Source organism: Kutzneria buriramensis (genome assembly GCF_003387475.1).
GTDB lineage: Bacteria > Actinomycetota > Actinomycetes > Mycobacteriales > Pseudonocardiaceae > Kutzneria > Kutzneria buriramensis.
Genome location: NZ_QUNO01000024.1, coordinates 19,663 through 45,304, shown reverse-complemented (window position 1 = coordinate 45,304; position 25,642 = coordinate 19,663). Strand labels below are relative to the sequence as shown.

Here is a 25,642-nt window from a genome sequence, read left to right as displayed (position 1 = left end):
TCCGATAGTCGGGTCTGTGGGCCCCCAATTTCCGGGACTCGCGGCGCGGGGCGATGACCTATCCCGGTGACATCCGGGCGAACGCCTGTTCGATCCGCCCGGGGTTCGCTATGAAGGCTTTACCGGCGCACAAGGGGAGGGCATGTGGCGGGACGACGCGCGCGTAGGGGCGATCCTTTTGCCGGCACGGAAAACGAGCTGGTCACTCCGCCGTGGCGATCGGCGGATTTCGAGGCGCAGGCCCGGAACACCTCGTTGTGGCGGATGGCATTGCGACTGCCGGACACCGCCCGCTACCTGGTCGGGCTGGCGTGGGCGAGGCGGCCGGCGCTGGTGGCGCTGGTCGTGACGACGACGGCGGCTGCGGGCGTGGCGTCGGGGTTCGGGCTGTACTCGACGGCGTCCGTGCTGCGCCAACTGGTGACGGAAGGGCCGACGCCGCAACGGTTTCTCGCCGCGCTGCCGGCGATACTCGTTGTGGTGGCGGCGCTCGCGGTGCAGCGGTCGGCGGATGCGATCAGCCAGTACGGCACCGAGGTGATCGGCGTGCTGATGCGCCGTACGTGCGAGGAAGAGGTGTTCCGCGTCTCGGTGACGGTGCCGCTGTCGGCCTACGACGACCCCGACTGGTACAACGCCCGCGAACTGGCCTCGCAGTCGACCAGCATGCACGTCGACGGCGCATGGTCCCGAATGGTCACCGCGGTGGGCTCGCTGACCGGCCTGGCCGCGACCGCTGCGACACTGGCGCTGCTCGACCCGCTGCTGCTGCCGCCGCTGATCGTCTCGGTGATCCCGGACTCCTGGGCGGCGCTGACCAACTCCCGCGCCCTCTACGACATGATGCGGCGCCTCTCCCCCATACGCCGCCGACGCTGGCTCATCGAACGGCTCGCGGACAACGAGATCGCCGCGCCCGAGATCCGCGCCTACCAGGCACAACCGGTGCTGCAGAAGGACATCACCGCCTTCGGCGACATCCTCCAGGAGGAGGAACTCGCACTCGCCGGCCGCCAGGCGCGCAACCGGCTCCTGGGCCGCGCCGCCGGCGGCACCGGACTCACGATCGCCTACGCGCTGCTGGCGGTGTTCGTCGTCACCGGGCGAGTGCCGCTGCCGGTGGCCGGCAGCGCCCTCATCGCGATCCAGACCGGCCGGGCCCGCCTCGCCGACGTCGTGCTCGCGGTGAACCGCCTGTACGAGGAATCCTTGTACGTCAACGCGTTCCGGGAGTTCCTCCGCGACTGCGCCGCCCGGGTCCGGCCGCCGCGCCCCGTCCTCGCGCCGAGCCGGCCGCACACCTACGCCTTCCACCAGGTGAGCTTCACCTACCCGGGAGCGAGCGACCCCGTGCTGCACGAGGTCAGCTTCACCCTCCGCCACGGCGAGAAGGTCGCCTTCGCCGGCCTCAACGGCTCCGGCAAGACCACCGCCGCCAAGCTGCTGGCCGGCCTGTACGAGCCGACCGGCGGCCGGATCACCCGCGACGGCGTGGACATGGCCCTGGTCGACCCGGACTCGGTGCACACCGGCGTCGCGATCGTCATGCAGGACCCGATCCACTGGCCGGTCAGCCTGGCCGCCAACATCCGCCTCGGTCGCCCGGACCGCGACGATCCCGGCGACACGGCACTGCTGGCGGCCGCCGCCTCGGCCGGCGCCGACGATGTCGCCGCGGCCGTGCCCTACGGCTGGGACACGATGCTGTCCAAGCAGTTCGTCCGCGGCACCCGGCTGTCCGGCGGGCAGGAGCAGCGCGTGGCGATCGCCCGCGCCCTCTACCGCCGGGCCGACCTGCTCATCGCCGACGAGCCGACCGCGAGCCTGGACGCGATCGCCGAGGGCCGCATCTACCGCACGCTGGCCGAACTGGACGAGCGGACCACCTGCGTGCTGATCACGCACCGGATGGCGTCGGTGCGGATGTGCGACCGGATCTACGTCTTCGACGCCGGCCGGATCATCGCCCAGGGCACCCACGACGAGCTGATGGCCCTCGGCCCGGGCAGCCGCTACCACGACCTGTACCAGACACAGGCGTCCGGCTATCAGGACGCCGCGGTCTCCGGCGACGGCCGCCCGCTGAGCGCCTGACCGGCCGATCGCGAAGGCGCGGCGACCTTCCCCTCACGGGCTTGACCGCCTGATCGAAACGGTGTTTTATAACAGCGTTCTCAAAAGGGGAGGCAGACATGCACACCTTGGCGCTGACGGCGGCCTCGCGCGACATCGCGGGGGTCACGCTGCTGACGATCGTCGGGATCGAGTTCGGCGGCTGGTTCATGACCCGGATCGTCCGCGGCGCGGTGCCGATGACCGACTTCCAGAAGGCGTTCGCCCGCGCGGGCCACGCGCACGCCGGCGTGCTGGTCACCCTGGGCCTGGTGACGCTGATACTGGCCGACGCCGCCGGACTGGACGGGCTGTGGGGCTGGGTCGCCCGACTCGGCGTCCCCGCCTCGGCGGCGCTGATCTCCGCGGGATTCTTCTTCTCCTCCATGGGAAGTGGCGAGGTGACCAAGCCGAACCGGCTGATCTGGTTGGTGTGGCTGGGAATGCTGGCGCTGGGCCTGGGCGTCGTCACCCTCGGCGTCGGACTGCTCGCCGCCTCCTGACCCTTAACATTTGACTATCCATTTGAGACCCGGCCAACCCGTGCCATCATCGGGTTCGTGAATCATCTTCACGTTCAATGGTCGGCACCGAACCCCGTGGTCAGCCACGCGTTAGCGCGTTCCCGGCGGTGGAGCAACCGCCGCAGACGCGAAACGCAGTAGGAGGACCACATGAAGACGGCTCGCTTACTCGTCGGCCTCGCCGCCGTGGCCGGCAGCGTGCTCCTGGCAGTCCCCGCCTACGCCGCCACCGGCCAGGTCGACGGCAACATCACCGTGGGCGGCTCGAGCTGCTCGTGGACCAACGCCACCACCAGCGACGTGCCGCCGACGACCCTGACGATCGACCACACCACCGTGAACCCGAGCTGTACCGGCAGCATCACGGCCGGCCTCACCAACGACCCGACCGTCACCTTCGACGACACCGCCGGCACGGCGTCCGCGCCCGAGGTCGACGTCAACGGGACGGAGCTCGGCATCACCTGCTCCTACAAGGCCACCAACGTCTCCTACGCCCGCCAGGGCACGACGCGGAACTACACCGGCGGCCCCTTCACCGCCACCCTGACCAGCGGCGGCCCGCTGTGCCCCGGCTCGGAGACCGTCAGCTCCGCCTCGTTGACCTTCCACTGATCACGCCCGCGCGGCGGCCCCTCCTCGCGAGGGGTCGCCCCGCGGCGTCACCACCTTGACCAGATACGTATGACGAATTATCTTCTCGTCGTCCCGCCGCCACGGGCCAGGTCCACTGAGAGGTGTGAGGCCGCGCATGGCGCGTCAGGTTCTGAAGGCAGCACGCGGACTCGTCGGCGTCGTCGGTCTGGCGGCCGCCGCGCTGGTCGTGGCGCCGACCCCGGCACAGGCCGAGATCCAGGCCGTCTACGCCGCTCCCGACGGGCACGGCCAGGCCTGCACCTCACGGCAGCCGTGCTCGATCGTCCAGGCCAAGAACGCCGCCGCCCGACGCACCGCCTACGGCCGTGACGTCACCGTGCTGCTGGCCGGTGGCACCTACCAGCTCACCGCCCCGCTCACCTTCGGGCCGGGCGATTCCGGCGTCGACGGCAAGCGCGTCACCTGGACGGCCGCGCCCGGTGCCCACCCGGTGCTCAGCGGCGGCACGACCATCACCGGCTGGCGCCAGGACACCGGCGACCTGTGGTCCGCGCCCGTGCCGGCTGACCTGAACACGCGCCAGCTGTACGCCGACGGCACGCGCATCCCCCGCAGCTCCGGCAGCAGCCCGGTGGCGCTGACCCAGACCGCGGGCGGCTTCACCGCGGCCGACGGCACACTCGCGACGTGGCGCAACCCCAGTGACATCGAGTTCGTCTTCGACGGCGGCCATGGCGCGTGGACGCAGCCCCTCTGCGACGTGGCGACCATCAGCGGCACGGCGATCACCATGAAGCAGCCGTGCTGGTCGAACATGGACCTCCCGAGCACGCCGACCGCCCCGGACGGCGACAATCCGTCGGGCGGCTTCCCCGCGCTCGACAAGTCGGCGACGCCGACCCGGATCGAGAACGCGTACGAGCTGCTGAGCCCCGGCACGTGGTACCTCGACCGCACGCACCACACCGTCTACTACGACCCGCGGCCGGGCGAGAACCCGGCGACAATGCACTTCGTCGCGCCGGTGCTGGAGCAGCTGATCACCACCTCCTCCACCGCCGACAATCCGTTGCACGACATCACCTTCAGCGGCATCACCTTCGCGTACACGACCTGGCTCACTCCCAGCGGCGACAACGGTTTCCCCGAGATGCAGGCGAACATGTACGTCGAGGGCGTGAACGGGGCGAACAGCCAGGGCCTGTGCCAGTACGTGTCGCCGGCCGGCAGCTGCCCGTTCGCCGCCTGGAGCCGCCCGCCGGCCGCGGTGGACCTGGTCGGCACCAGGAACGTCCGGATCACCGGCGACACGTTCACCCACCTCGGCGCGGCCGGCCTGGGCACGTACCACGGCGCCCGCTCGGATGTGCTGTCCGGCAACGAGATCGACGACGTCTCCGGCAACGGCATCGAGTTCGGCACGACCGACGACCCGCAGCCGACCGCCTTCGCGACGGACCTCGCCGCCGGTCGGCGGGCGATCCACCACGGCTCGTGGTGGCAGGTCGACCTCGGCAGCGTGCAACCGCTGTGGCAGACGAGGATCACGGCCACGGACCTCGGCGACTTCTGGGTGTTCGTCTCCACCACGCCGATCGACGGATCGCAGCCGCCGCAACGGATCGCGGCCCGACCGGGCGTCTGGTCCAGCCACCAGAACGGCGCCGCCGTCGTGCCGACCGATACCCAGGGTAGGTATGTGACGATCGTCGGCGCCGGGACGCCGGCCAAGGTCGCGGTCACCTCGGGCGCGGAGATCTCCGTCGACAACACCATCAGCGACAACTACATCCACGACACCGGCGTCGAGTACACCGGGGCGGCGGGCATCTGGGGCGGCTACGCGCGGCGGACCACCGTCAGCCACAACGAGATCGGCAACCTGCCCTACAGCGGCATCAGCTACGGCTGGGCCGGCTGGCACACCAATGCCACCACGCCGGACACCAACCCGAACATCCAGGCCGACAACGTGATCGCGGACAACGTGATCTACGACGTGATGGGGGTGCGGCACGACGGCGCGCCGATCTACACCAACGGCCCGCAGGGCCAGAGCCTCGCGCACGGGCTGACGGTCCGCGGCAACGTCACCTTCGCCAACAAGCAGAGCAGTTTCGCGGTCTACAACGACGAGGGCGGCGCGTACATCACCATCGACGGCAATGCCCAGTACGTCGACGGCGGCTCGTTCAACGGCGGCTGCTCGACCATCGGCCACATCGTCGTCAAGAACTCGTACCGGGTCGGCGCGCTGAACAACTACTTCTGCGACAACGTCGGCACCGACTTCGTCGACGGCGGCGGCAACACGCTCATCCCCTACAACCCGGGACCGGGCGTCATACCGAACACCGCACTCGCGACGGCCGGCCTCGAACCGCCGTTCCGGCACCTGTCCACCGCCCCGGCCGTGCTGGCCGTCAGCCCGATCACCGACCACCAGGTGCTGGTCTCCGGACGGGGATTCGCCCCGAACGCCGCAGTGACGATCAACGGCGTCAAGGCGACCAGCACCGTCCACATCGGACCGAACCACCTCACCGCGGTTCTACCCGACAGCGTCTACGACGGTTACGTCCAAGTCGGCGCCAGCCCGATCGGCGACGCCGCCTACACCTACGACCCGAGCCGGAACATCGCGCAGGGCAAGGCCGCCACCCAGTCCTCGACGGCATTCGGCGCCCCGCCGGCCAACGCGGTGGACGGCAACACGAACGGCTCGTACTTCGCCGGTTCCCTGTCGCACACCGACTACGACCAGTACGCCTGGTGGCAGGTCGATCTCGGCGCGAGCCAGTCCATCGCCGGCATCAACCTGTGGAACCGCACGGACTGCTGTGCCGACCGCGCCACCGACTACTGGGTGTTCGTGTCCGATACGCCGTTCGACCACTCGCTGCCCCCGGCGCAGCAGGCTGCGCGCCCCGGCGTGTGGTCGAGCCACCAGCCCGGCGCGATGGGCCGGCCGACCCGGCTGCCGGTCGGCGCGAGCGGCCGGTACGTGATGGTGCAGCTGGCCGGCACCAACTATCTCGCGCTCGCCGAGGTGCAGGTGTTCCGCACTCCCTAAGGTGCATCCATGCAACGATTCGCTTCCGTCATCCGCCTGCGGCCGGAGCACGAGGCCGAGTACCGGGCACTGCACGCGGCGGTGTGGCCGACCGTGCTCGCCGCGCTGGCCAAGGCCAACGTCCGCAACTACTCGATCTTCCTGCGGGACGGCCTGCTGTTCAGCTATCTCGAGTACGTCGGCGAGGACTACGCCGCGGACATGGCCCAGGTGGCGGCGGATCCCGAGACGCAGCGGTGGTGGACGTTCACCGACCCGTGCCAGCAGCCGGTGGACTCCGCCGCGCAGGGCGAGTGGTGGGCGCCGCTGGAGGAGGTGTTCCACCTCGACTGAGCTCAGTGCCGGGCGGCCAGCCAGGCGCCGAATGCCCGCAGCCGGTCCGCGAGCTCGGCCGGTTCGACGACGTCGAAGTCGAGGTTGAGGTAGGCCAGCCAGCGGGCGGCCCAGTCGAGGTCGTCGGTGCCGAACCGGAGCTCGCACTCGTCGCCGTCCTCGACCACCGTCGCCACGCTTGGTTCGACGAGTTCGCGGACCAGGTCGGCGCCGGTGTGCACGCGGACCCGGACGCTGTGCCGCCACGTCCCGTGGGCGAGGGTGTCCGCGACGAGTCGGGCCGCGTCGGCCGGCGGTTCGGGCGCTGGCAGGCGGATGCCGAGCGGCTGGGCCTCGTCGATCCGGTCAACCGCGTACACCCGCCACTCGGCGGCATCGCGCGGGCAGGCGACGAGGTACCAGTTGCGGCGCAAGGCCACCAGGCGGTGCGGCTGCACGTCGACCGGCCGGCGGTGGCGGATGCGGATGGCTTCGTTCACCCGGCAGGCCAGTGCGATCGGAACCAGCACGTCACGGCTGGCCCGGCGGGACCGCTGACTCGGCAGGGACGTCACGTCCGCGAGCGCCGCGAGCCGGGCCTGCCAGCGCGCCGGAACCACCTGGGCGAGTTTGGCCAGCGCGGTGACCGCCGCGGTCTCCAGCCCGTCGACGGTCACGGCCGTCCGCAGGCCGAGGGAGACCGCGGCGACCTCGTCGGCGTCCAGCAGCAGCGGGGGCATGGTGCTGCCGTGCGCGAGCCGGTAGCCGCCGGCCCGGCCCGCCTCGCCGTCGATGCGGTAGCCCAGCCCGCGCAGCTCCGTGATGTCCCGGCGGACGGTGCGCTCGGTGACGCCGAGCCGGGCGGCGAGGCCGGCGGCCGGGATGCCGGGGTGCGTCTGCAACAGGGACAGCGTCTCCAGGCGGCGGCTCGCGGTGTTCACGAGGGTGATTGTCCGCCAAACCCGGACACTGGCTGACCGGGTAGTGCGCCATCCTGGGCGGCATGACCGAGATTTCGCTGCTGCGCCCGGCCGGGCTCGTGCACTCCCCCGCCTTCACCCACGTCGCGGTGGTGCCGCCCGGCGCGACGACGATCTACGTCGGCGGCCAGAACGCCGTCGACGCCGAGGGCTGTCTCGTCGGCGGGGACGACGCCGCCGCGCAGACCGAGCGGGTGATGGCCAACCTGCAGGTCGCGCTGGCCGCCGGGGGCGCGACCGTCCACGACCTGGTCGCGGTGACCCTCCTGCTGGTCCACGGCGTCGACCTCGCCCAGGTCTACCCGGTCGCCGCCGCCGCGCTGGCCGGCGCGACGCCGCTGGTCACCGCCGTGCGGGTCGTCGACCTCGCGGTCGCCGGCGCGCTCCTGGAGGTCAGCGCGGTCGCGGCGGTGGTGCGATGAGCGAGGTCGGCCGCACCAAGGGCGCCGGCTGGCAGATCGGGGTGTCCAAGACCGTCAACCGGCCGGTCGAGGAGGTCTGGGACTTCGTCACCTCGCCGGCGGGCATGGCGATCTGGCTGGGCGAGGGAGTCGCCGTGCTGTCCGAACCGGGCGCCGGCTACGAGACCACCAGCGGGATCCGCGGCGAGACCCGCAGCTTCCACGCGCTGGACCGGGTCCGGCTCACCTGGTGGCCGCCGGGTTGGTCGCACGACACCACTCTGCAGGTGGCGGTGCGGGCGACCGGCCCGGGGCGGGCGATGCTGCGGGTCCACCAGGAACGGCTGGCCGACGCCGCCGAGCGGGAACAGCAGCGCCGGCACTGGCAGGGCGTGATCAACGCGCTGGTGGCTGCCCTGGCCTGAGCCGGTCCTCAGCCGAGGCTTCGCCCGCCGTCGACGCTCACGTACGCGCCGGTGACCTGGCGGGTCGCGTCGCCGGCGAACATCGCCACCGCGTGGGCGACGTCCTCGGGGCGGGAGACGCGCCGCAGCGGAGTGGCGGCTTCGGCCGCGGCGATCCAGGACGCCTGATGCTCCCCCGCGTTGGCGTCGGTAGGCACCAGACCGGGGGCGACGGTGTTGACGCGGATGCCGTCCGGGCCGAGCTCGCGGGCCAGCGCCATACCCGCGGCGTCCTGGGCCGACTTGGCCACGGCGATCTCGGCGAGCCCGGGCGCTCCGCCGCCGGCGGAACCGCTGGCGCCGATGAGGATGATCGACCCGCCGCCACGGGCGCGCATGCCGGGAACCACCAGGTGGACGCAGTTCAGGGTGCACGCCAGCTGGACGGCGACCCGCCGCTGGACCGCGGCGACGGCGTCCCAGGAATCGACGGTCGGCCGCCGCCGGATGCCGGTGGTGGGACCGAAGGCGTTGCACACCAGGACGTCGACCTGGCCCAGGCCCTGCGCTTCGCGGACGACGCGCTCGGCCTCGGCGGGATCGCTGACATCACCCCGGACGGCGATCGCATGGCCGCCGGCGGCCTCGATGTCGGCCACCACCTGGGCGGCGCGGTCGGGGCTTTGCACGTAGTTCACGGCGACCGCGGCGCCGTGGCCGCCCAGCGTGCGGGCGATGGCCGCGCCGATGCCCCGACTGGCCCCGGTGACGAGCGCGACCTTGCCGGCCAACCATCCGTCCATGTCTCCACCCCTCCGCTATCGACAGGGTCCTGTCGATAGCGGAGGCACTCGACAGGACCCTGTCAAAATCCGGGCTAGGGTGTCCGGATGGACCAGCACCATCGGGACACCGGCGGCGACCTGATCACCGCGTTGATCGACGAGGTCTTCCAGCTCAACGGCAAACTGCTGCGCGCCGGCGACGGGCTGGTCGCCGAGTTCGGCCTCACCAGCGCCCGCTGGCAGATCCTCGGCGCCATCGACCGCGACGGCACGACGGTCGCCCAGATCGCCCGGCACCGCGGCCTGCGCCGGCAGAGCGTGCGGGAGATCGTCACGCGGCTGCGGGCCGACGGCCTGGTCGCCGTCCGGGCCAACCCCGACGACCGCCGGTCCCCGCTGGTCAGCCTCACGCCGCGGGCCCACGAGATGCTCGCCGCGGTCCGGCCCGCGCAGGCCCGCTGGGCCAACGGCCTGGGATCGACGTTCCCGCCCGGCCGACTCGCCGACGCCGTCCGACTCCTCGCCGCCCTGCGGGCCGCGCTCGACGCCTGAAACCGACAATCCGGCCGCGAGCCGTTTATGCCGAGGCGGGTTCCGGCAACCCGTAACCATGACCGAACTCCGACGACAGACGATCCGGCGGCACCGAATCGTGGCGCTGCTGGCGGTACTCGGCCTCGTCGGCGTGCTGGTCTGGCTGAAGGTCATGCACGACGCCGATGACACCGACGCCCTCGTGCGCTGCCCGGAACCCGCCGCCGGCCAGGCCGGCTGGCAGCCGACGCCGTACCACGCGCTCGACACCGTCCAGCCGGAGCCGGCGAATGCGATCCGCGTGCGGGTGCTCAACGCCGGCACGCAGCACGGGGCGGCCGAGCGGACCGACGGCGAGCTCCAGCGGCTCGGCTTCGCCTCGGCGGGCCAGCCCGGCGACGACCCACGCTATGGCGCCGGCGCGATGACCTGCGTCGGCCAGATCCGGTTCGGCGCCGCCGGTCAGGCCGCCGCCCGCACCCTCAGCCTGGCGATCCCGTGCACGCAGTTGATCCGCGACGGCCGCCACGACGACACCTTGGACCTCTCCGTGGGCACCGGCTTCTCCGACCTGACGCCCAACTCCGCCGCGCGGGAGGTGTTGCAGCAGCTGGACACCTGGTCGAAGCAGCACCCTCAGCCGGCCGGCGGCCTCCAGTCCCACCCGGAGTCCGCGCCGCACATCGACCCCGGCCTGCTGGCGACCGCCCGCGACACCCAGTGCTGACCGCTCACGCCCCCGCGGCGGTGATCACGGCGTCGGTGGCGAAGCCGAGCACCAGGCCCACGAACACGCCCCAGGTGGTGATCTCCTTCAGGGCCGCCTTGCGGGCGACGGCCAGCAGCTCGATCACGACGTACAGGATGGAACCGGCGGCCAGCCCGAGGAACGCGATGGACAGCGTGTCGTTGACGAAGGCCTGCCCGACCAGCGTGCCGACGAAGGTGGGGCCGCCGCCGATCAGGCCCAGCAGCGCGAGGAAACCCCAGGACGGGCGGCTGCCGGTGAGCGGGGCGACGATGCCGAAGCCCTCGGTCGCGTTGTGCAGGCCGAAGCCGATGATCAGCAGCACCGCCAGCTCGAGCTCGCCCTTGGCGGCGGAGTTGCCGATGGCCAGGCCTTCGGCGAAGTTGTGCAGGCCGATGCCGACCGCGATCATCAGCGCCAGCTCGCCGGCGCCGCTGCGCGCGGTGTCAAGCTCGCCGACGGCGGCCGCGCCGGGCCCCGGGCGCTTGGACCGGCGCGCGGACCAGCGGTCGAAGTACACCAGCCCGAGCAGCCCCACGCCGACGCAGGCCGCGAGCACGAGGCCGTTGGCCAGCGCGGACCCGACCTCCTGGTGGCCCAGCGCCTCGTCGACCGGCTCCCACGCGTGGGTGAGCACGTCCCAGACCAGGAACACCAGGATGCCGATCGCCACCGCGTTCAGGCCGGCCTTGAGCCGCGGCATCGGCGCCCGCAGCCGGCCGATCGGCAGGCCGAGGTAGATGGTGAAGCCGGCGATGGCACCGAGCAGGGCGATCTGCGCGGAGGACATGGAGGTGACTCCCTGCGGTCGACGGTGGGCCCCGAGCGGCGCACACCGTAACCCAGGACAGCCTCACCTAACAACTACAGTGATGTAGACGCGATTGGGACGAGTGCCGGTGCCGAGCCTCAATTGATCTTCGTATACTCGACGGTGCTGTCGCCAGCACACGTGAGGATCACTCGGATGTCCGACCGCACGAGACGCTCGACCATCATGTCGTGCACAGCCGGAGTCGGCGGTCTCGCACTGATGATCGCCGGCATCGCGATCCCGTACGAGGTCGTCCCACCTGGGGATGATCCGTGCTTCTTCTGCGCCGCCCCGCCCCGCGCCTCGACGCCACCGCGGTCGGCGTCGTCCACGCCGATCGGCCTGGCCACCACCGGCGTGACCCTGCCGCGACCGACCGTGGCCGTTTCGACCACCACCCCCACTGTCGTGCCGCCGCCGAGCACACCCGGCGGCGGCGTCACCGCGACCAGTGCCGAGCCCGCCTCACATCCGTCCACTGGGGACCGAGACGCGCCCGCTCACCCGGGACCGCAGGGGCAGGACGGCGACGAGCAGCGCCACCGCCAGCACCCCCAGCACGGGATGCCCGCCGGCGGCGGCCAGCACGCAGACAAATCCCCACATGGCCCTCATAGTTCCAAATTCTAGGAAACACACCGTTCCCGGTCTTCCGATTTTCCGGGACTCGGTCCGTCCCACCCGAACACTTCGCTACGCCGCCGTCGCGACGGCCCTGCGGCGTGACGGCTTCGCGCGCAGGGACCGCCCACGGATGAACCACTCGGCGACCGCGAGGTTGAGCAGCCAGGCGCCGAGCGACATCAGAGCGTTGGTGAGCACGTTGAGTGGACCGACGGCGAGGACGACGGGCAGCTGCGTCACGGCCTGCGTGCCGGCGCCGATGCCGATGGCGTAGGCGCGCATCATCCACGCGCGGTGCCCGGCGATGTCGCGCCGCAGGACCGCGACGAACCCCAGCACGAGGGACACCGCCATCGCGGTGCCGAACACCAGCCGGAAGGCGGTGAGCAGATCGCCGACGTTGACCTGACGCGGGTAGAACACGGTCATGTACAGCCCCGACAACGCCGCCGCGAGCCCGCACGGCGCCACGATCCAGCCGGCGATCCGGTGCCAGCGCGGCCATCGCGACCGAAAGCCGACCGAGAACTGGAAGGCGCCGAGCAGGCAGAAGACGGTGACGCCGACGATGTGCGTCACGACCGGCACGGGGTCGGCGAGGTATTTCGCGTTGTCCGCGATGATCCGGGAGCCGGTGTTCAGCTGGTCGATCAGGATGCCGCCGGCGACCAGCGGAATGGTGCTGAGCAGGATGAGTCCGGTGGGCAGGAGCCACATCCGTCTGGTTGACGAGGTCATGGCCAGATCGTCGCGGCGGGACCGGGTCCGGATCATCGGAGCACGGGCCGGAGTCGGGCCGTCCGATGGTCGGGGGCGGGCCTAGTACTTTCGGCCGGGCCGCGTCCGGCCGGTCTCATACGCCCACATCGCGATCTCCACCCGGTTCCGGGCCTGCAGCTTGGTCATCAGGCTGGCGATGTGCGTCTTGACGGTGCTCAGCGTGATGTACAGCTCGTCGGCGATCTCGGTGTTCGTGCGGCCGGCCGCGACGGCCGACAGCACCTGTTCCTCACGGGCGGTCAGCGGATCGAGCGGCTGCGCCGGCGGGGTCGTGGTCCCCGCGTCGGCGAAGGCGTCCAGCAGCCGGGCGGTGATGCTCGGTGCGATGAGCGCCTCGCCGCTGGCCGCTGCGTGCATGGCCTGGGTGAGCATGGCGGCGCCGGCGTCCTTGAGCAGGAAGCCCCGGGCGCCCGCCCGCAGCGCCGCGTAGACGTACTCGTCCAGGTCGAACGTCGTGATCACCACTACCGCAAGGGGATTCTCGACGTCCGGGCCGGCCAGCCGCCGGGTCGCCTCGATGCCGTCGACGACGGGCATCCGGATGTCGAACAGGCACACGTCGGGCCGCAGCCGGCGGGCCAGCTCGACGGCCCGCTCCCCGTCGCCGGCCTCGCCGACCACCTCGATGTCGGGCTGGGCGTTGAGGATGATGGTCAGCCCGGTGCGGACGATCTCCTGGTCGTCCGCGACGACCACGCTGATGGTCATGCGCCGGTTCCCGTGCGCGGCAACACCGCGGTCACCGTCCAGCCGCGGTCGGGGTTCGGGCCGGCGTCGCAGGTGCCGCCGAGCAGACCGGCGCGTTCGGCCATGCCCACCAGGCCGTATCCCGACGATCCGGCGGCGCGGGCGTGGCTGTCGCCGTCATCGCTGACCCGTAACCGCACCGACCGCTCGTCCGCGGCGACGCGGACCTCGATACGGGTCGCGTGCCGGGCGTGGCGGCGGGCGTTGGTCACCGATTCCTGGGCCAGACGGTAGATCGCGGCCCCCACCGACGGCGACACGCCCTGGACGTTGCCGTCGATCGCCACGTCCACCAGCGGGCCGGTGCCCTCCCGGCCGGCGAGTTGTTCGAGGTCGGTGATGCTCGGGTTGGGCGCGAGCTCCGCCGGTTCGTCGCGCCGCAGCACGCGGACCATGGCGCGCATCTCCGTGAGGGCGCGTGACGCCTCCGCCTCGATCAGGCGCAGCGCCTCGGACGCCGCCTCCGGCTGCGTCTCGGCGATCGCCAGCCCGGCCTGGGCGCGGATCGCCATCGCCGACACGTGATGCGCGACGGTGTCGTGCAGATCCCGTGCCAGGCGTTCGCGTTCGAGCAGCTTCGCCTTCTCCAACTCGCGCCTGCGTGCCCTGGCCCGGTAACGCATCGCCGCGCCGACCGCACCGGCCGTCACAAGCACCGCCGCCTCACCGAGCGCCTGGCCCGCGCCGACGAAGCCGGCCAGCAGCCAGAAGCCGATCTTCGCCAGCACCACCGCCGAGCCGAGCACCATCTCGCGGCCGGATCCCCAGCGCAGCAATGAATACGGCAGCAGCAGCATGTAGACCATGGCGTAGACGTTCGGCGGCTGGCCCTGCGTCAGCAGCGGCGCCAGGCCCGCCACCACGAACGCGATGGCGATCGCCAGCAGCGGCCGGCTTCGCCGCCACAACAGCAGCGGCGCCAGCGCGATCGCGACGGTCACCGAGACCGCGCGCCACGCCAGATCCTGTTGCAGCGCACCCTCCAGCGCCGCCCCGGCCACGAACACGCCGACCAGGGTCCAGTCCCGCCACACCCGCGGCGACGGGAGCGCGGGGCGGGGTTCGTCCCACAGGGAGCGCAGCACCGATTCATCGTAGGTGCCGGGCCCGCCGCCCGTATCAACCGGAAGTACGAGGTCGCCGAGACGGGCGATCCCGCTACACGATCTCGCTGCCATCATGGAATTCCGCGCCGACCCCAGGGAGCCGCCCACGTGCCAGCGGTGGAGATCCGGTTCGCGGCCGACTGCGGGATCGCCGACGTCGACCAGCCGGAGATCGAGTCCGTGCTGAGCCGGATCCCGGTGGGATCCGGGCCGGGCCACTGGCCCGAGTCGGTGCGGGCGGTGGAGGTGGCCCGGCGGCTGACGGGCGGCCGGTCCGGCTCGGAGGTGCTGGACATCCGGGTCTACCGGGCCGACTCCAACCAGTCCCAGCGGTTCGTGGCCAAGCTGGGGTCGCTGGCGGCCACCGGGGACGAGTGGCAGGCCTACCACCGGCACTTCGCCGAGGAGGACAAGGCGCTGCTGCTGAAGATCAAGGCGGTCACCACCGGCGCGCTCGGCCGGCCGACGGGGCTGGCGGGCGACCGCGAGGCCGTTGTCTACCAGCACATCTCGGACTTCGCGGCGGAGCCCGACGGCGTGGCCCGAACGTTGGAGGACGTCGTCACCGAGGCGTTCGACCGCGCCGACGGGGCGACGGCCGTCCGGGCGGTCGGCAAGCTCATGCGCCAGGCCGTCACGGTCCTCTACCACGGGGTGAAGGCGGACGCCCGCGCCCGCATGCGCCACCTCAACCGGCAGCTGGGCACCGACATCGTGGTCGAGGTCGACAACATCACCAAGGACGGGCAGCTGCGGTTCCAGTATCCGCAGCCCGCCGAGCTCCTCGACCAGCGCCAGCACCCGCGGGCGATCCTGAGCTCGGCCTGCACGGTCGCCCCCGAGCCGCCGCTCATCCGGGCCGGCGAGCTGATCTGGCTGCCGCTCATGGAACTCCGCCGGCACGCCGACGGGTGGCTCGGACTGGCCGACGAGGACGTGACCGTCGAGATCCGGACGACCGACGGCCTGCTCATCGACGAGCTGGTCGGGCAGCGCCCGGTCGAGCTGCACGGCCGGGTGGTGCGGACGCGGGCTACGCACTGGTGGCAGCAGCTCACCGCGCTCCTGCCCACGCTCGCCGCCGACCAGGACGGGATCGTGCTGGACGGCGTCCGGATCGGGCACCCGCTGCGGCACGTGGACGGCCTGCTGGGCGGCACGTGGGTGTCCTCGCTCGTGCACGGCGATCTCAACCCGCGCAACATCATGCTGGTCGGCGATCTGCTCTGCCTGATCGACTACGCCAGGACGGCGACCGGCAAGCCGCTGCTGTCGGACCCGGCCTGGCTGGAGATCTCGCTGCTGCGCGACGTGCTCGCCACCCGGCTGACCCGGCCGGAACTGGTGCGGCTGCAACGCCTGCTGGCGGTCGCGAGTCGGCTGCCCGTCGACACCGTGCTGGCCCGGATCGAACCGGTCCTCGCGACGACCTCCCCGCGGTTCGCGCTGGCGTTCCGGCTCCTGTGGGAGGTTCGCCGCGGCGCCCGCGAGGCGTATCCCCTGAACGGGCACACCTCGTGGAGGGTTGAGTACCTCGGGGCCCTGACCCTCGGCGCGTGCCGCACGTTCAAGTGGCTGGCCGACGAGCAGGACCCGGACGCCGTCGCCGCCGCGGTGATCGCCGCCGGCGTGGCGGCCGAGCAGCTGAAGCCGGGTGCGGGCGGCCCGTTCGGCCGCTGGACGCCGGCCGAGCTGGCGGCCGTGACCATGGCCTTCGCCCACGAGGGACGCCCCGGCGACGAGGCGGTCCTCGCCGATCTCGTGCTCGCCGTCGACGCCATGGACGCCGACACCTGGCCCGCCGGACTGGCCGAGACGTTGAACGCGGCCAGGGCCGAGTTGACCCGGACCCACTGCGCCGCGGCCGCGCAGGCGCTGCTCCCGGGGTTGCGGCGCGAGCGTGGACCGTTCATCCCGCTGCGGGCCCGTGTGGGACAGGGCCCCGAGGACGAGGCGCTGACGGTCGTCGCCGGACTGCCGACCGCGACGCTGATCGGCGACGCGGGCTCCGGGAAGAGCACGGTGCTGCGCGAACTGCGGTTCCAGCTGGTCGCGACGGTCGCAGGGGACCCCGACCGCAAGGACATGCCGACCCGGATGCCCGTCCTGGTGCGCGCCTCGGACATCACGCGCGACCTGCACGACCAGGGCGACCGGACGGTCGATCCGGGCGAGGTGCTGTGCCGGCTGTCCGGCTTCGTCGGTCTCGTCGGCGTCGAGCAGATCCTGGCGCTGCTGGCGATCGGCGGCCTGCATCTCATGGTGGACGGCGTCGACGAACTGTCCATAACGGACTCCAGCCGTTTCCTCCACTGGCTGCGGAAACTGCGCCGGCGCTACCCGCGCGCGCCGCTGGTGGTGTGCCAGCGCACCGCGCGGTACCGCACCGAGGTCTTCGACTTCCCGCTCGTGCGCCTCGGCCAGGTCGAGCTGACCAGCGCGACGGCCTACGTCGAGGAGGCGCTGCGCTCGCGCGGGCTGTCGGACGACGGCGAGCTCCTCGGCCGCCTCACCCACAGCCCGGAATACCGGCAGCTGCGGGAACTGACCCGCACGCCCCTGTTCCTGTGGATGATCGTCGAGTGGTACGCCGGCGCCGGCGAGATGCCGACCGCGATCGGGGACCTGTTCGCGGAGTTCACCGACTGGTACCTGACCGAGCGGCACCATCCCGTGCACGAGCGCGGCCCCAAGCGGTTCGACCTGGCGACGAAGAGCCGGGTGTTGCAGGCCATCGCGTCGAACCTGGTGTCGCAGGGCAACATCACCGAGCTGCCGCAGGCCGAGGTCCACCAGCTCTGCGCCGACCTCGACGATCTCGACGCGGTGCTCGCGGAGATCGTCGACTGCGAGATCCTGCACCGCGAGAACGGCCGGCTGCGCTTCCTGCACCAGCTGTTCCAGGAGTACTTCGCGGCGTGCGCGCTGGCCGGCGAGGGTCCGGACGAGCTGGGCCGGCGGGTGCTGGCGTTCGACTGGCGGGAGCCGATCCGGATCCTCGTCAGCGCGCCGACCACCCACCCGGACACCGTGGACTTCGTGCTGCGACAGGCGGTCGACACCGATCCGCGGTACGGCGCGTGGCTGCTGCGCGCCGCGAAGTCGGTCTCCCCCGAGTTCCTGGCCTCCTTCGTGGACCAGCAGGCCGCGGCGCTGCGTTCGTGCGCGACCGGCGAATACGGCTGGCACCGTTCCGCCCGCGCCCTGGTCGAACTGGGCACGCAGCCGGCGCTGGCCGCGCTCGTCGCCGTCGCTACCGACGTGGGCGCGCCGCAGCTGGCGCGGGCCGAGGTCGTGGACGTGATGGTGGATGCCTGCCACACCGTGCCCGAGGTCGAGACCGGGCTGCGAACGGCCGTCGCGGCGGCGCTCACCGCGGACACGCCCGAACCGGTGATGATCAGTGCCCTGCGCGCCACCGCCGAGGCCCGTCTCACCGCGAACATCGGCGTGACCTGGGAGTTGGTCGACCCCGCCCGGCCGTGGCCGGTGGTCAACGCGGCGCACCGGACCCTCACCGAGCTCGGCGCCACACTCAGCCCGGCCATCGACGAGCGGTACGTCGAGGCGGCCGCGCGCCGTCTCGACCAGGTCGAGCGGGATCTGCTCGGCGCGGTCCGCACCGACGAGATCGACCGCCTCCAGGACGACCGGCTCACCGTGCTGACCGCGTTCGCCGGCGCCGGCCGGCTCGCCGACCTGCTGGTCCGGCGGTTCGGCTACGGGCTGGCCGACCGCCCGGAATGGCCCGTCCTGCTCGCCACCGCCGCCACTCACCCGGCGGCAGCGGGCAGTCCGGCGGCGCGGCTGATCACCGAGCCGGCGACGGAGGCCGCGCGGCAGTCGTGGCGGGAGGTGTATGCCGGCGACGACGAGCCGATGCTGGTCGCCGCCGCACACCGCTTGCTCGCCGACGGCTCGGTGGCGACGGAGGAGCTGCTCGCCGCGGTGGAGCCCGCCTCCCCCGCGTCGCGGCTGTTGGTCGCGGCCGCGCTCGTCGAGTCGGCGGTCGTCGTCGACAGCGCGGCTACGTTGGTGTCGGGGGTGATCGATCGGGTGGACGAGTCCTGTCCGGAACTGCTGGAACCGTTGGCCGCGCTCGTGTCCGCGCTGAACACCGCCGGCCATCCGGCGCGGCTCGCGCTGGCCTGCCGGGCGTCGGAGGTGCTGCGGCAGCGGAATGTGCGGCAGTCGATGTGCTGGCCGTGGGCGCATGCCTGGTGCGACATCACGGTGGACGACACCGACATCGCCGACCTGCTGCGGGACGAGCAGGGCGGCATCGCGGCGGAATGCCTGAACATCACGGACTTCCTGCTCACTGCCTGCGCCCGGCCGGCTGAGTTGCACGTGTCGCCGATCGCGCGCCAGCAACTGCACGCGTTGCGGCCGGCGTCGCCGCACGGCCCGGACGCGAGCCGGTTCGTGCTGACGGTCGCCCATGCCGGTCTGGTGGAGCTGCTCCCGTACGTCGAATCGGTGGCGTCGTCGGCGCAGAACCAGGCGACGCTGCTGCGGCACGTCAACTCCGCGTACGGGGTGCTGGACATCGCGCTGGCCAGCCACGCGGTGAGCGCCATCGGCTACCTCGGCCGGGTGCTGGCCGACAGCCGCAAGGCCGACGGCCAGGACGAGTACCGGTTCCTGCGCGGGCTGGACACCACCGACCTGCACCCCAGCATCCGCCAGGCCCGCCTGGTCGGCCTGGGCTTTCTCGGCGACTGGCAGCACATCCTCGACGAGCTGACCGCGGAGCGGGTGCTGCTGGACGCCGCCGAGAACATCGTGGCGCACTGGCTGCCCGGCCCGTTCACACCGTCCGACCAGGGGCCGGCGGACATCGCCGAGTGGATCAGCGGCCGCCTCGCCCGGGCCGACCTGGACGCCCGGGTCCGGTCCACCCTGGAGCGGATCAAGGTGGGACTCGAGTCGATCGCCGGCCACTACGTCAGCGCCGCGGAGCGGGGTGAGGTCCGGTGACCAGTTCCCTGAGCCGCACGGACATCCTGGGCCGGATCGCCCTCGCCCTGAGAGACGCCCAGGTGCTCCGGGACGAGGCCAGCTACCGCGTGCTGCTGAGCCAGGTGGGCGACCGGCTGCGGCAGCGGTTCCACCCCGACGACATCGTGTCGGTGGTGCACACGCTGGCCGACCACCCCAGCGGCATCGCGTCCCTGATCGACATCCTGGCGGAGCTGGAGGGGCCGACCGACTCCGTGCGGCTGCTGCGGCTGCTCCAGAGCGAGTTGGACGCGCTGGACCTGTTCACCGAGGAGGACCTGCTCCCGCTGCGGGAACTGCTGCACGGCCAGCCGATCGACATGGACGCCATCGCCGCCGCGTTCCCGCTGCACATGCTGGCCGGGCAACGGGACGCGTGGCCGACCTTCCTGCACCTGAGCGGATACAACTCCGGGCCGGACGGCGTCCCGCCCTGCATGGCGTTCGTCGAACGTGTGGCGGACCGGGCCGACGCGGACGTCGCCGCCGCGCTCCGCTCGTGGAACGACCGGATGGCCGAGCGCTTCGCCCTGACCACGCAGCTGTCGACCGTCCGCCGCCAGACCTTGCCGCCGGGCGGCGGGGCCGCCGGGATCTACCTCACCATGGCGCTGGAGCCGGATCCGCTGGACTCGGACATCATCCGGCTGTCGCACTGGGTCCAGCGCGGCCCCGGCACGGACCGGCTCGAACGGGGCGAGGACAACCTCGTCACGCTGGCCGACCTGCCGGCCCGAACCGAGGAGCTGGTCAAGCGGATCGAGGCGACCGCCGGTCCCGCGGTGACCCTGGAGTTCGTCGTGCCGCTGGCATTGTTGAACGAACCCATCGCCCGCTGGTTCTCGGACGACGAGTTGCCGAGCCGCCACCAGGTCGTCGTGCGGAGCCTGGAACGGCTGCGGACGCCGTCCCTGCACCTCAACTGGCGCCGCCGTTGGCGGCAGTTGAAGGACGACCCGACACCGCAGGTGCTGTGGGCCCGCGGCACCCACGGGTCGATGATGCGGCTGTCCGCCGAGCTGTCCCTGAACTACGACGTCGGCTGCCTCGTGCTGAGCAACCCGCCCGCCGCCGACTCGTACCAGGAGATCGCCGTAGGGCTGCGCATGGGCATCCCGGTGATCATGTGGCATCGGCACGACTGCTCCACCAAGGCCTTCTCGGACACGGTGTCGAGGCTGGCCGAGGGCCCGCTGCACGACCTGCCGACGCGGCTGCACGACCTGCGCCGGCGGGCCCGGCCCGACGAGCGGGCGAGCGAGGACGTGGTCGTGCTGTGGGACGACGCGGACCGGCTGGCCTTCTGGGTGGACGGTCGCACATGACCGACTACGAGCTGACGGAGGGCTGGCTGACCACGCGGTCGCCGCGGGCCAGGGACCGGGCCACTGCCTGGGGGCGGCCCGCGCGGCGCGAGGCCGTGCAGCGCATCGGCAACCGGTTGTGGCCGTCGGTGCCGGCGCTGGACCAGGTGGACGAGCTGGCCGAGGCGCTGGTGCCACCGGCCGCGCACGGCCCGGACCAGTCGGGCGGACACGTCCGGGTGCGGGACTGGATCGACGATCCGCTGTGGAGCGACGAGCGGGCGCACGAGCAGCTGTGGGAGCTGGACCTCGTCGTCGACGCCGGGCTGACCATGCCGATCTGGGACGACACGGTCGCCGACGTGGTGGCGGCGCTGCGGCGCACCCGGGCGTTCCACTCGGTCGACGTGCACGACCTGGACACCGGCCGGCGCGATCTCCGGGTCGGCCGGCCGCTCGACCGGCGGGTGGCCCCGGCGGAGCCGGCCGTCGGCGGTCCGTCGTCCCGCATGGTGCTGGTGCTGACCGACGGGCTGGGCGTGGCCTGGTCGGCGGGCACCGCGCTGCACCGGCTGCGGGCCTGGGGGCACGACGCCGCGGTGGCGATCGTGCACCTGCTGCCGGCCCCGCTGTGGGGCATCTCCGGCATCACCGCGCAGCGGGCGCGGTTACGCTCCCGGTCGCCGGGCGGCCCGAGCGCGGCCATCGACTGCTCGCTGTCCGGCGACGGCGGCCTGCCCGTTCCGGTGCTGGAGCTGAGTTCCCGCTGGCTGCGGACCTGGACCCGGCTGCTGACCCGCTCGCCGGCGTGGACCGACCTCCAGGTGGCCACCCCCAGTCCTAAGTGGACGTTCGAGGCCGGCGGCGCGGACCTGACGGCGGGCCAGCGGGTGATCGACTTCCGCACGTCCGCGTCCGGGCAGGCGTTCACCCTGGCCACGCTGCTGGCCGCCGCGCCGCTGAACCTGCCGGTGATCCGGATGGTTCAGGGCAAGTGGCTGCCGCTGTCCCTCCCGCACCACCTGGCCGAGATCCTGGCCGCCGGGCTGCTGCGGCCCGTGGTCGACCCGGCCGGCGTGTTCGCGCCGGACCGCATCACCTACGAGTTCCTGCCCGGTGTCCGGCGGGAACTGCTCGGCCTGTCCCGCCGCCGCACCACCGGCGAGGTCGCCCGCACCGCCGCCGACTGCCTCGGCCACTACCTCGAGTGCGTCCGCGACTTCGGCGAGGTGCTGCGCGCCCCGGCGACCGCCGAGGGAACCGCCCTGACACCGGAGAACCAGCCGTACAACGAGGTGTTCCACGCCGTGCTGGAGGCCCTGTCCGGCCCCTATCTGGGGCACGCCCGCCGCCTGGCGCGCGGCCTGGGCGAGCACACCGGCTCATAGCAGGGTGGCGGCCGCGGCGAGGAAATCCTGGTGCCGGACGAAGCCCCAGTCGGTGCGGGCGGGCGCCACGGCCCACTGCACGGGGCCGTGCCGCGTCGGGGTGGGCGGGACGGGAACCCAGCCGTCACGGGCGGACACCCGGGCGTCGAGCCGCCCCAGCACGGGCCGCCACGGCAGGTCCCGCTCGACCCAGAACAGCCGATGGCCGCGCTCCCGCCAGACCGCCACGGGCGTCAGGGTCTGGCGCTCGGCCAGCGCGGCCTGGACCTTGGTGCCGGTGGTCTCGGGCAGGCTGACGACGTCGAAGACGACGCCGGTGCGCACACCCACGGACAGCGTGAGCAGGCGGAACCAGGCGGCGACCATCTTCGGATCGGCACTGGCGCGGTCGTGCCAGAGCCGCCACACGGGATGCAGGGTCTCCTGGTAGCAGTCGGCCTGCACGCACCGGTAGCTGTGGCCGTCGAAGTACGACACGGGCACCACTGGCCAGCCGTGCCCGGCGAACTCGACGGCCGCGAGCCGAAGCCCCCGCCGCACGGCGGAACCGGACAGCCGTGCCGACGCCGCGCTCACCGCTGCGGCCTGAACACCCGGGTGAGCACCACGGAGTCGTCCCGCAGCGCCACCCCGTCCAGGTCGTCGTCAGGTGTTCGCCCCCGGTAACGGAGTTCGAGCCCGTCGGGGGTCACCGACAGTCCCACGTACGGAAGTTCCCCGCACGACGCCGCGATCCGCACCCCGCGCTCGACCCACGCCGCCAGGTCGGCCCGCGAAGGGGTGGAGATCATCGGGTCCAGGTCGGGCGGCACGTCCGCGTGCGCCACGAGCCCGCACTGGCCGGCCTCCGCCAGCAGGACCGTCACCAACTCCTGCCGCATGTCGGGTCGGGGGTCGGTGGCGCCGCGCAGCCGGCCGTGCAGGCGTTCGATGGCGGTGGCCAGCGTCGAGATCGCACTGGCCAGCCGGCGGTGGACGTGATCGTCGGCGGCGGCGCCGATCCGCGACAGTTCGATCGTGACGTCGAACAGCGCCGCGGCGGTCCGGTTCGCGATCCCGGCGTACTCCTCGGCGGTGATGGGCGCGGGCGCGTCGCCGTCCTCGCCCAGCACGAGCGACCAGCCCATGTGCTCGGCGAAACCGACCAGCATGTCCCGATCGGCGTTGCGGAACTCCGGCCGGCCGATGTGCCGACCCAGTCCCACCACGCCCACCATCCGCGAGTCCAGCCAGACCGGCGCCACCAGCGCCGGGCCGACCCGCACGCTGCGCTCGGCCCGCACCGCGCCGCTGTCCCGTTCGATGTCGCCGAGCAGCACCGCCCGGCCGGCCTCGATCGCCAGCGCGGACACCGATCCCTCGACCGGGATGAGCCGGCCGGCCCAGTCGCCGAAGCCGCCCGATGTCATCGCGACCCGCAGCCACCGGCCGCCGTCGATGAGCACCGCGAGCACCGCCGTGTCCGCCGTGCCGCACACGGCCGCGCTCTCCAACAGCGCGCGGAGGAAGGCCTGCGGCTGTTCCTGGGGACGCGCGTCCAATAGCACCCGGCCGAGCACCTCGCGCCAGTCCGACCGTCGGTCGTGCCGGCGGACATGCTCGTTCATGGCGTCGATCGTCTGGCGGAACGGCTCCAACACTGGCTCCTGTCACGGATCGGGGACGCGCCCACCGTGACGTCGGCATCGGACCGCCGGCGCTAACCCCACGACGGCGACAATCACCCGTTCACCAGCCGGCACCGCACCTTCGGGTGTAACACGCTGACGGCCGACGACGATTCGAGGACAAGGCCGCCGCTACCGTCGCGAGCGCGCTGACGGCGAGTGCGGCGCGGGGCCCGACCAGAGTGACCACCACGGCTGTCAGTGGCGCGCCGATGGCGAATTCTCGCCAGGACCGGGCCGACCGAGCTGGCTCGCCGGTTCCTCCAGCGCTGGTCTCAGTGCTGGACGACCACCTTCCCGAAGGGCTTGCCGTCACGGAAATACCGGTACGCCTCGGCGGCTTCGTCGAACCCGAAGACCCGGTCGATCACCGGCCGGCTGCCGTGCTCGGCGATCGCCCGGTTCATGGCCTCGAAGTCGGCGCGGCTGCCGACGGCGATGCGGCGGATCGACAGGTACCTGCCGCCGAACGGATCCGCGGTCGGCGTCCCGCCCGGGAAGGCGCCGATCAGGGTGACCTGCGCGTTGAACGCGCCGGCGGCAACGGATTTCGGCAGGGTGAGCGATCCGACCGTGTCGACGACGTGCTCGGCGCCGGCTCCGCCCGTGAGGTCCAGCACCGGCCGCTCCCAGTCGGGCGTCTCGGTCCGGTCGATGGTCTCGTCGGCTCCCAGTGCCAGCAACCGCTTCGCTCTGTCCGAAGTGGACGTCACCGCGACGACCCGGGCGCCGTGCATCCGTGCGAACTGCACCGCGAACAGGGCGACGGTGCCGGTGCCGACCGTCACGACGGTCTCCCCCGCCCGAACCGGCCGCGGCTTGGTCAGCGCCGACCACGCCACGACGCCGGCACAGGTCAGGCTCGCCGCTTCGGGGTCGGTGAGGTGTGCCGGCACGCGCACCGCCGATTCCTCGTGCAGCACGACGTGCTCGGCGAGCCAGCCGTCGTGATTGGCGCCGAACTGCTCCCGCACGTGCGACAGCCGTTGCGGGCCGTCGATCCAGTGCGGGAAGTAGGTCGACGCGACCCGGTCGCCGACGACGACCCGCGTTACCGCCTCGCCCACGGCGATCACCTCCCCACAGCCGTCGGACAGCGGGACGACGCCGGCTGTGGCGGGCAAGGGATACGTCCCGTCCAGCAGCATGAGGTCGCGGCGGTTCAACGACGCCGCCCGCACCTCGACCACGATCTCGTGCGGACCAGGCGTCGCCGGCGCCTGCGGTGCGACGCACAGGCCGAAGACGCCCGGCCGGTCGCCCGGGAGCGTGAGACGGTAGGCGTTCATGCGACGTACTCGTGGTCGGAGCGGACACGGCCGTCGGTGTGGAACGTCAGCACCTCGAGTCCGGTGCCGGCGACGGCGCCGTCCGGCCGGGACCGCATCACCCAGGTCAGCGCCACCGCGTTGCCCGCGTGCCGGACCACCTCGCCCGACTGCTCGAACACGTGCTCGCCGGCGGCGACGAACATCTCGTAGGCGCGGGTGACCCGCTCGTACAGGGCGTCGTGGCCGCGGATCTCGACGGCTGGGAACGGCACTCCGTACTGCGCGGCGGTGTCCCGGACACCGGCCGGCGGGTTGACCATCACCTGGTGCCCGTCCTCGGCCCACACCTCGCGGATGAGCCGGCGGCGCTCGTCGTCGTCGGGCTCGTTCCACTGGGCGATCCAGCGGTCGATCAACTGCGTCAGGTGGCTGTCGGTGGGTTCGTGACTCATGCCGACGATTCTGGGCAG

At 72.4% G+C, this 25,642-nt stretch carries 24 protein-coding genes; 12 read left to right on the top strand and 12 right to left on the bottom strand.

Annotated features, from left to right (window positions below; genetic code table 11):
- Positions 1–144: 144 nt before the first annotated feature.
- The 5 genes from BCF44_RS47500 (at position 145) to BCF44_RS47480 (ending at position 6,639) form a co-directional block, all read left to right on the top strand.
- Positions 145–2,094, top strand: coding sequence for an ABC transporter ATP-binding protein (locus BCF44_RS47500; RefSeq protein ID WP_147328945.1), 1,950 nt, complete (start codon positions 145–147; stop codon positions 2,092–2,094).
- Positions 2,095–2,192: 98 nt separating this feature from the next.
- Positions 2,193–2,615: a hypothetical protein gene (locus BCF44_RS47495; protein WP_116181164.1), complete on the top strand. Its 423-nt coding sequence runs from the start codon at positions 2,193–2,195 to the stop codon at positions 2,613–2,615.
- A 171-nt stretch (positions 2,616–2,786) separates the two neighbouring features.
- The gene (locus tag BCF44_RS47490) at positions 2,787–3,251 is read left to right on the top strand and encodes a hypothetical protein (protein WP_116181163.1); all 465 of its coding nucleotides are present in this window, start codon (positions 2,787–2,789) and stop codon (positions 3,249–3,251) included.
- A 136-nt stretch (positions 3,252–3,387) separates the two neighbouring features.
- A complete protein-coding gene (locus BCF44_RS47485; protein ID WP_116181162.1) occupies positions 3,388–6,306 on the top strand; it encodes a galactose-binding domain-containing protein in 2,919 nt (972 codons plus the stop codon).
- Positions 6,307–6,315: 9 nt separating this feature from the next.
- Positions 6,316–6,639 carry an L-rhamnose mutarotase gene (locus tag BCF44_RS47480; protein ID WP_116181161.1) on the top strand — a complete coding sequence of 108 codons (324 nt, stop codon included), beginning with the start codon at positions 6,316–6,318 and terminating at the stop codon, positions 6,637–6,639.
- 2 nt (positions 6,640–6,641) lie between these two features.
- Here BCF44_RS47480 and BCF44_RS47475 read toward each other — a convergent pair whose 3' ends face one another.
- Positions 6,642–7,559 carry a helix-turn-helix transcriptional regulator gene (locus BCF44_RS47475; protein WP_116181160.1) on the bottom strand — a complete coding sequence of 306 codons (918 nt, stop codon included), beginning with the start codon at positions 7,557–7,559 and terminating at the stop codon, positions 6,642–6,644.
- 62 nt (positions 7,560–7,621) lie between these two features.
- Between BCF44_RS47475 and BCF44_RS47470 the strand changes: the two genes are divergently transcribed.
- On the top strand, positions 7,622–8,020 hold the full coding sequence (locus BCF44_RS47470) for a RidA family protein (RefSeq protein WP_116181159.1): 399 nt from the start codon (positions 7,622–7,624) through the stop codon (positions 8,018–8,020).
- Positions 8,017–8,424 carry an SRPBCC domain-containing protein gene (locus BCF44_RS47465; protein ID WP_116181158.1) on the top strand — a complete coding sequence of 136 codons (408 nt, stop codon included), beginning with the start codon at positions 8,017–8,019 and terminating at the stop codon, positions 8,422–8,424. Before BCF44_RS47470 ends, BCF44_RS47465 begins: the two co-directional genes overlap by 4 nt.
- Before the next feature lie 8 nt (positions 8,425–8,432).
- Here BCF44_RS47465 and BCF44_RS47460 read toward each other — a convergent pair whose 3' ends face one another.
- A complete protein-coding gene (locus BCF44_RS47460; RefSeq protein WP_116181157.1) occupies positions 8,433–9,206 on the bottom strand; it encodes an SDR family NAD(P)-dependent oxidoreductase in 774 nt (257 codons plus the stop codon).
- Positions 9,207–9,293: 87 nt separating this feature from the next.
- Between BCF44_RS47460 and BCF44_RS47455 the strand changes: the two genes are divergently transcribed.
- Both BCF44_RS47455 and cei read left to right on the top strand, forming a co-directional pair.
- Positions 9,294–9,740, top strand: coding sequence for a MarR family winged helix-turn-helix transcriptional regulator (locus BCF44_RS47455; protein ID WP_116181156.1), 447 nt, complete (start codon positions 9,294–9,296; stop codon positions 9,738–9,740).
- A gap of 58 nt (positions 9,741–9,798) precedes the next feature.
- Positions 9,799–10,449 (top strand): envelope integrity protein Cei, encoded by a 651-nt coding sequence (gene cei / locus BCF44_RS47450; protein ID WP_116181155.1) that lies wholly within the window; start codon positions 9,799–9,801, stop codon positions 10,447–10,449.
- Positions 10,450–10,453: 4 nt separating this feature from the next.
- Here the strand turns inward: cei and BCF44_RS47445 are convergent, their stop codons facing one another.
- From BCF44_RS47445 to BCF44_RS47425, 6 genes are all read right to left on the bottom strand, one after another.
- The gene (locus BCF44_RS47445; protein ID WP_116181154.1) at positions 10,454–11,260 is read right to left on the bottom strand and encodes a ZIP family metal transporter; all 807 of its coding nucleotides are present in this window, start codon (positions 11,258–11,260) and stop codon (positions 10,454–10,456) included.
- 119 nt (positions 11,261–11,379) lie between these two features.
- Positions 11,380–11,727, bottom strand: a complete 348-nt coding sequence (locus BCF44_RS47440) for a hypothetical protein (protein WP_116181153.1) — start codon at positions 11,725–11,727, stop codon at positions 11,380–11,382.
- Positions 11,728–11,749: 22 nt separating this feature from the next.
- Positions 11,750–11,899: a hypothetical protein gene (locus BCF44_RS56180; protein ID WP_170218142.1), complete on the bottom strand. Its 150-nt coding sequence runs from the start codon at positions 11,897–11,899 to the stop codon at positions 11,750–11,752.
- A 78-nt stretch (positions 11,900–11,977) separates the two neighbouring features.
- A complete protein-coding gene (locus BCF44_RS47435; RefSeq protein ID WP_116181224.1) occupies positions 11,978–12,646 on the bottom strand; it encodes a DUF2306 domain-containing protein in 669 nt (222 codons plus the stop codon).
- Between the two features lie 81 nt (positions 12,647–12,727).
- Positions 12,728–13,396 carry a response regulator gene (locus tag BCF44_RS47430; RefSeq protein WP_116181152.1) on the bottom strand — a complete coding sequence of 223 codons (669 nt, stop codon included), beginning with the start codon at positions 13,394–13,396 and terminating at the stop codon, positions 12,728–12,730.
- Positions 13,393–14,520 (bottom strand): ATP-binding protein, encoded by a 1,128-nt coding sequence (locus tag BCF44_RS47425; RefSeq protein ID WP_246016232.1) that lies wholly within the window; start codon positions 14,518–14,520, stop codon positions 13,393–13,395. Before BCF44_RS47425 ends, BCF44_RS47430 begins: the two co-directional genes overlap by 4 nt.
- A 129-nt stretch (positions 14,521–14,649) precedes the next feature.
- Between BCF44_RS47425 and BCF44_RS47420 the strand changes: the two genes are divergently transcribed.
- From BCF44_RS47420 to BCF44_RS47410, 3 genes are read left to right on the top strand one after another with little or no spacing between them, the layout of a single operon-like run.
- Positions 14,650–19,521 carry a hypothetical protein gene (locus BCF44_RS47420; protein ID WP_147328944.1) on the top strand — a complete coding sequence of 1,624 codons (4,872 nt, stop codon included), beginning with the start codon at positions 14,650–14,652 and terminating at the stop codon, positions 19,519–19,521.
- Entirely contained in the window at positions 19,518–20,867 is a 1,350-nt protein-coding gene (locus BCF44_RS47415; RefSeq protein ID WP_116181150.1) for a VMAP-C domain-containing protein, read from the top strand. The genes BCF44_RS47420 and BCF44_RS47415 overlap by 4 nt, the downstream gene beginning before the upstream one ends.
- Positions 20,864–22,234, top strand: a complete 1,371-nt coding sequence (locus BCF44_RS47410; protein ID WP_116181149.1) for an SAV_2336 N-terminal domain-related protein — start codon at positions 20,864–20,866, stop codon at positions 22,232–22,234. Before BCF44_RS47415 ends, BCF44_RS47410 begins: the two co-directional genes overlap by 4 nt.
- On the opposite strand, the gene BCF44_RS47405 is transcribed toward BCF44_RS47410, so the two are convergent.
- From BCF44_RS47405 to BCF44_RS47390, 4 genes are all read right to left on the bottom strand, one after another.
- Positions 22,229–22,810, bottom strand: coding sequence for a bifunctional DNA primase/polymerase (locus BCF44_RS47405; RefSeq protein WP_116181148.1), 582 nt, complete (start codon positions 22,808–22,810; stop codon positions 22,229–22,231). The genes BCF44_RS47410 and BCF44_RS47405 overlap by 6 nt on opposite strands.
- The gene (locus BCF44_RS47400; protein WP_147328943.1) at positions 22,807–23,841 is read right to left on the bottom strand and encodes a GAF domain-containing protein; all 1,035 of its coding nucleotides are present in this window, start codon (positions 23,839–23,841) and stop codon (positions 22,807–22,809) included. Before BCF44_RS47400 ends, BCF44_RS47405 begins: the two co-directional genes overlap by 4 nt.
- A gap of 335 nt (positions 23,842–24,176) precedes the next feature.
- On the bottom strand, positions 24,177–25,190 hold the full coding sequence (locus BCF44_RS47395) for a zinc-dependent alcohol dehydrogenase family protein (protein ID WP_116181146.1): 1,014 nt from the start codon (positions 25,188–25,190) through the stop codon (positions 24,177–24,179).
- Positions 25,187–25,624 (bottom strand): hypothetical protein, encoded by a 438-nt coding sequence (locus BCF44_RS47390; RefSeq protein WP_116181145.1) that lies wholly within the window; start codon positions 25,622–25,624, stop codon positions 25,187–25,189. Before BCF44_RS47390 ends, BCF44_RS47395 begins: the two co-directional genes overlap by 4 nt.
- Positions 25,625–25,642: the final 18 nt, after the last annotated feature.

Bases quoted from the DNA above. Each gene is read 5' to 3' on its own strand.
- BCF44_RS56180 (WP_170218142.1), bottom strand. From the start codon at position 11,899: ATGAGGGCCATGTGGGGATTTGTCTGCGTGCTGGCCGCCGCCGGCGGG.
- cei (WP_116181155.1), top strand. From the start codon at position 9,799: ATGACCGAACTCCGACGACAGACGATCCGGCGGCACCGAATCGTGGCG.
- BCF44_RS47445 (WP_116181154.1), bottom strand. From the start codon at position 11,260: ATGTCCTCCGCGCAGATCGCCCTGCTCGGTGCCATCGCCGGCTTCACC.
- BCF44_RS47390 (WP_116181145.1), bottom strand. From the start codon at position 25,624: ATGAGTCACGAACCCACCGACAGCCACCTGACGCAGTTGATCGACCGC.
- BCF44_RS47460 (WP_116181157.1), bottom strand. From the start codon at position 9,206: ATGGACGGATGGTTGGCCGGCAAGGTCGCGCTCGTCACCGGGGCCAGT.
- BCF44_RS47485 (WP_116181162.1), top strand. From the start codon at position 3,388: ATGGCGCGTCAGGTTCTGAAGGCAGCACGCGGACTCGTCGGCGTCGTC.
- BCF44_RS47435 (WP_116181224.1), bottom strand. From the start codon at position 12,646: ATGACCTCGTCAACCAGACGGATGTGGCTCCTGCCCACCGGACTCATC.
- BCF44_RS47410 (WP_116181149.1), top strand. From the start codon at position 20,864: ATGACCGACTACGAGCTGACGGAGGGCTGGCTGACCACGCGGTCGCCG.
- BCF44_RS47395 (WP_116181146.1), bottom strand. From the start codon at position 25,190: ATGAACGCCTACCGTCTCACGCTCCCGGGCGACCGGCCGGGCGTCTTC.
- BCF44_RS47400 (WP_147328943.1), bottom strand. From the start codon at position 23,841: ATGAACGAGCATGTCCGCCGGCACGACCGACGGTCGGACTGGCGCGAG.
- BCF44_RS47495 (WP_116181164.1), top strand. From the start codon at position 2,193: ATGCACACCTTGGCGCTGACGGCGGCCTCGCGCGACATCGCGGGGGTC.
- BCF44_RS47455 (WP_116181156.1), top strand. From the start codon at position 9,294: ATGGACCAGCACCATCGGGACACCGGCGGCGACCTGATCACCGCGTTG.
- BCF44_RS47465 (WP_116181158.1), top strand. From the start codon at position 8,017: ATGAGCGAGGTCGGCCGCACCAAGGGCGCCGGCTGGCAGATCGGGGTG.
- BCF44_RS47430 (WP_116181152.1), bottom strand. From the start codon at position 13,396: ATGACCATCAGCGTGGTCGTCGCGGACGACCAGGAGATCGTCCGCACC.
- BCF44_RS47490 (WP_116181163.1), top strand. From the start codon at position 2,787: ATGAAGACGGCTCGCTTACTCGTCGGCCTCGCCGCCGTGGCCGGCAGC.
- BCF44_RS47470 (WP_116181159.1), top strand. From the start codon at position 7,622: ATGACCGAGATTTCGCTGCTGCGCCCGGCCGGGCTCGTGCACTCCCCC.
- BCF44_RS47480 (WP_116181161.1), top strand. From the start codon at position 6,316: ATGCAACGATTCGCTTCCGTCATCCGCCTGCGGCCGGAGCACGAGGCC.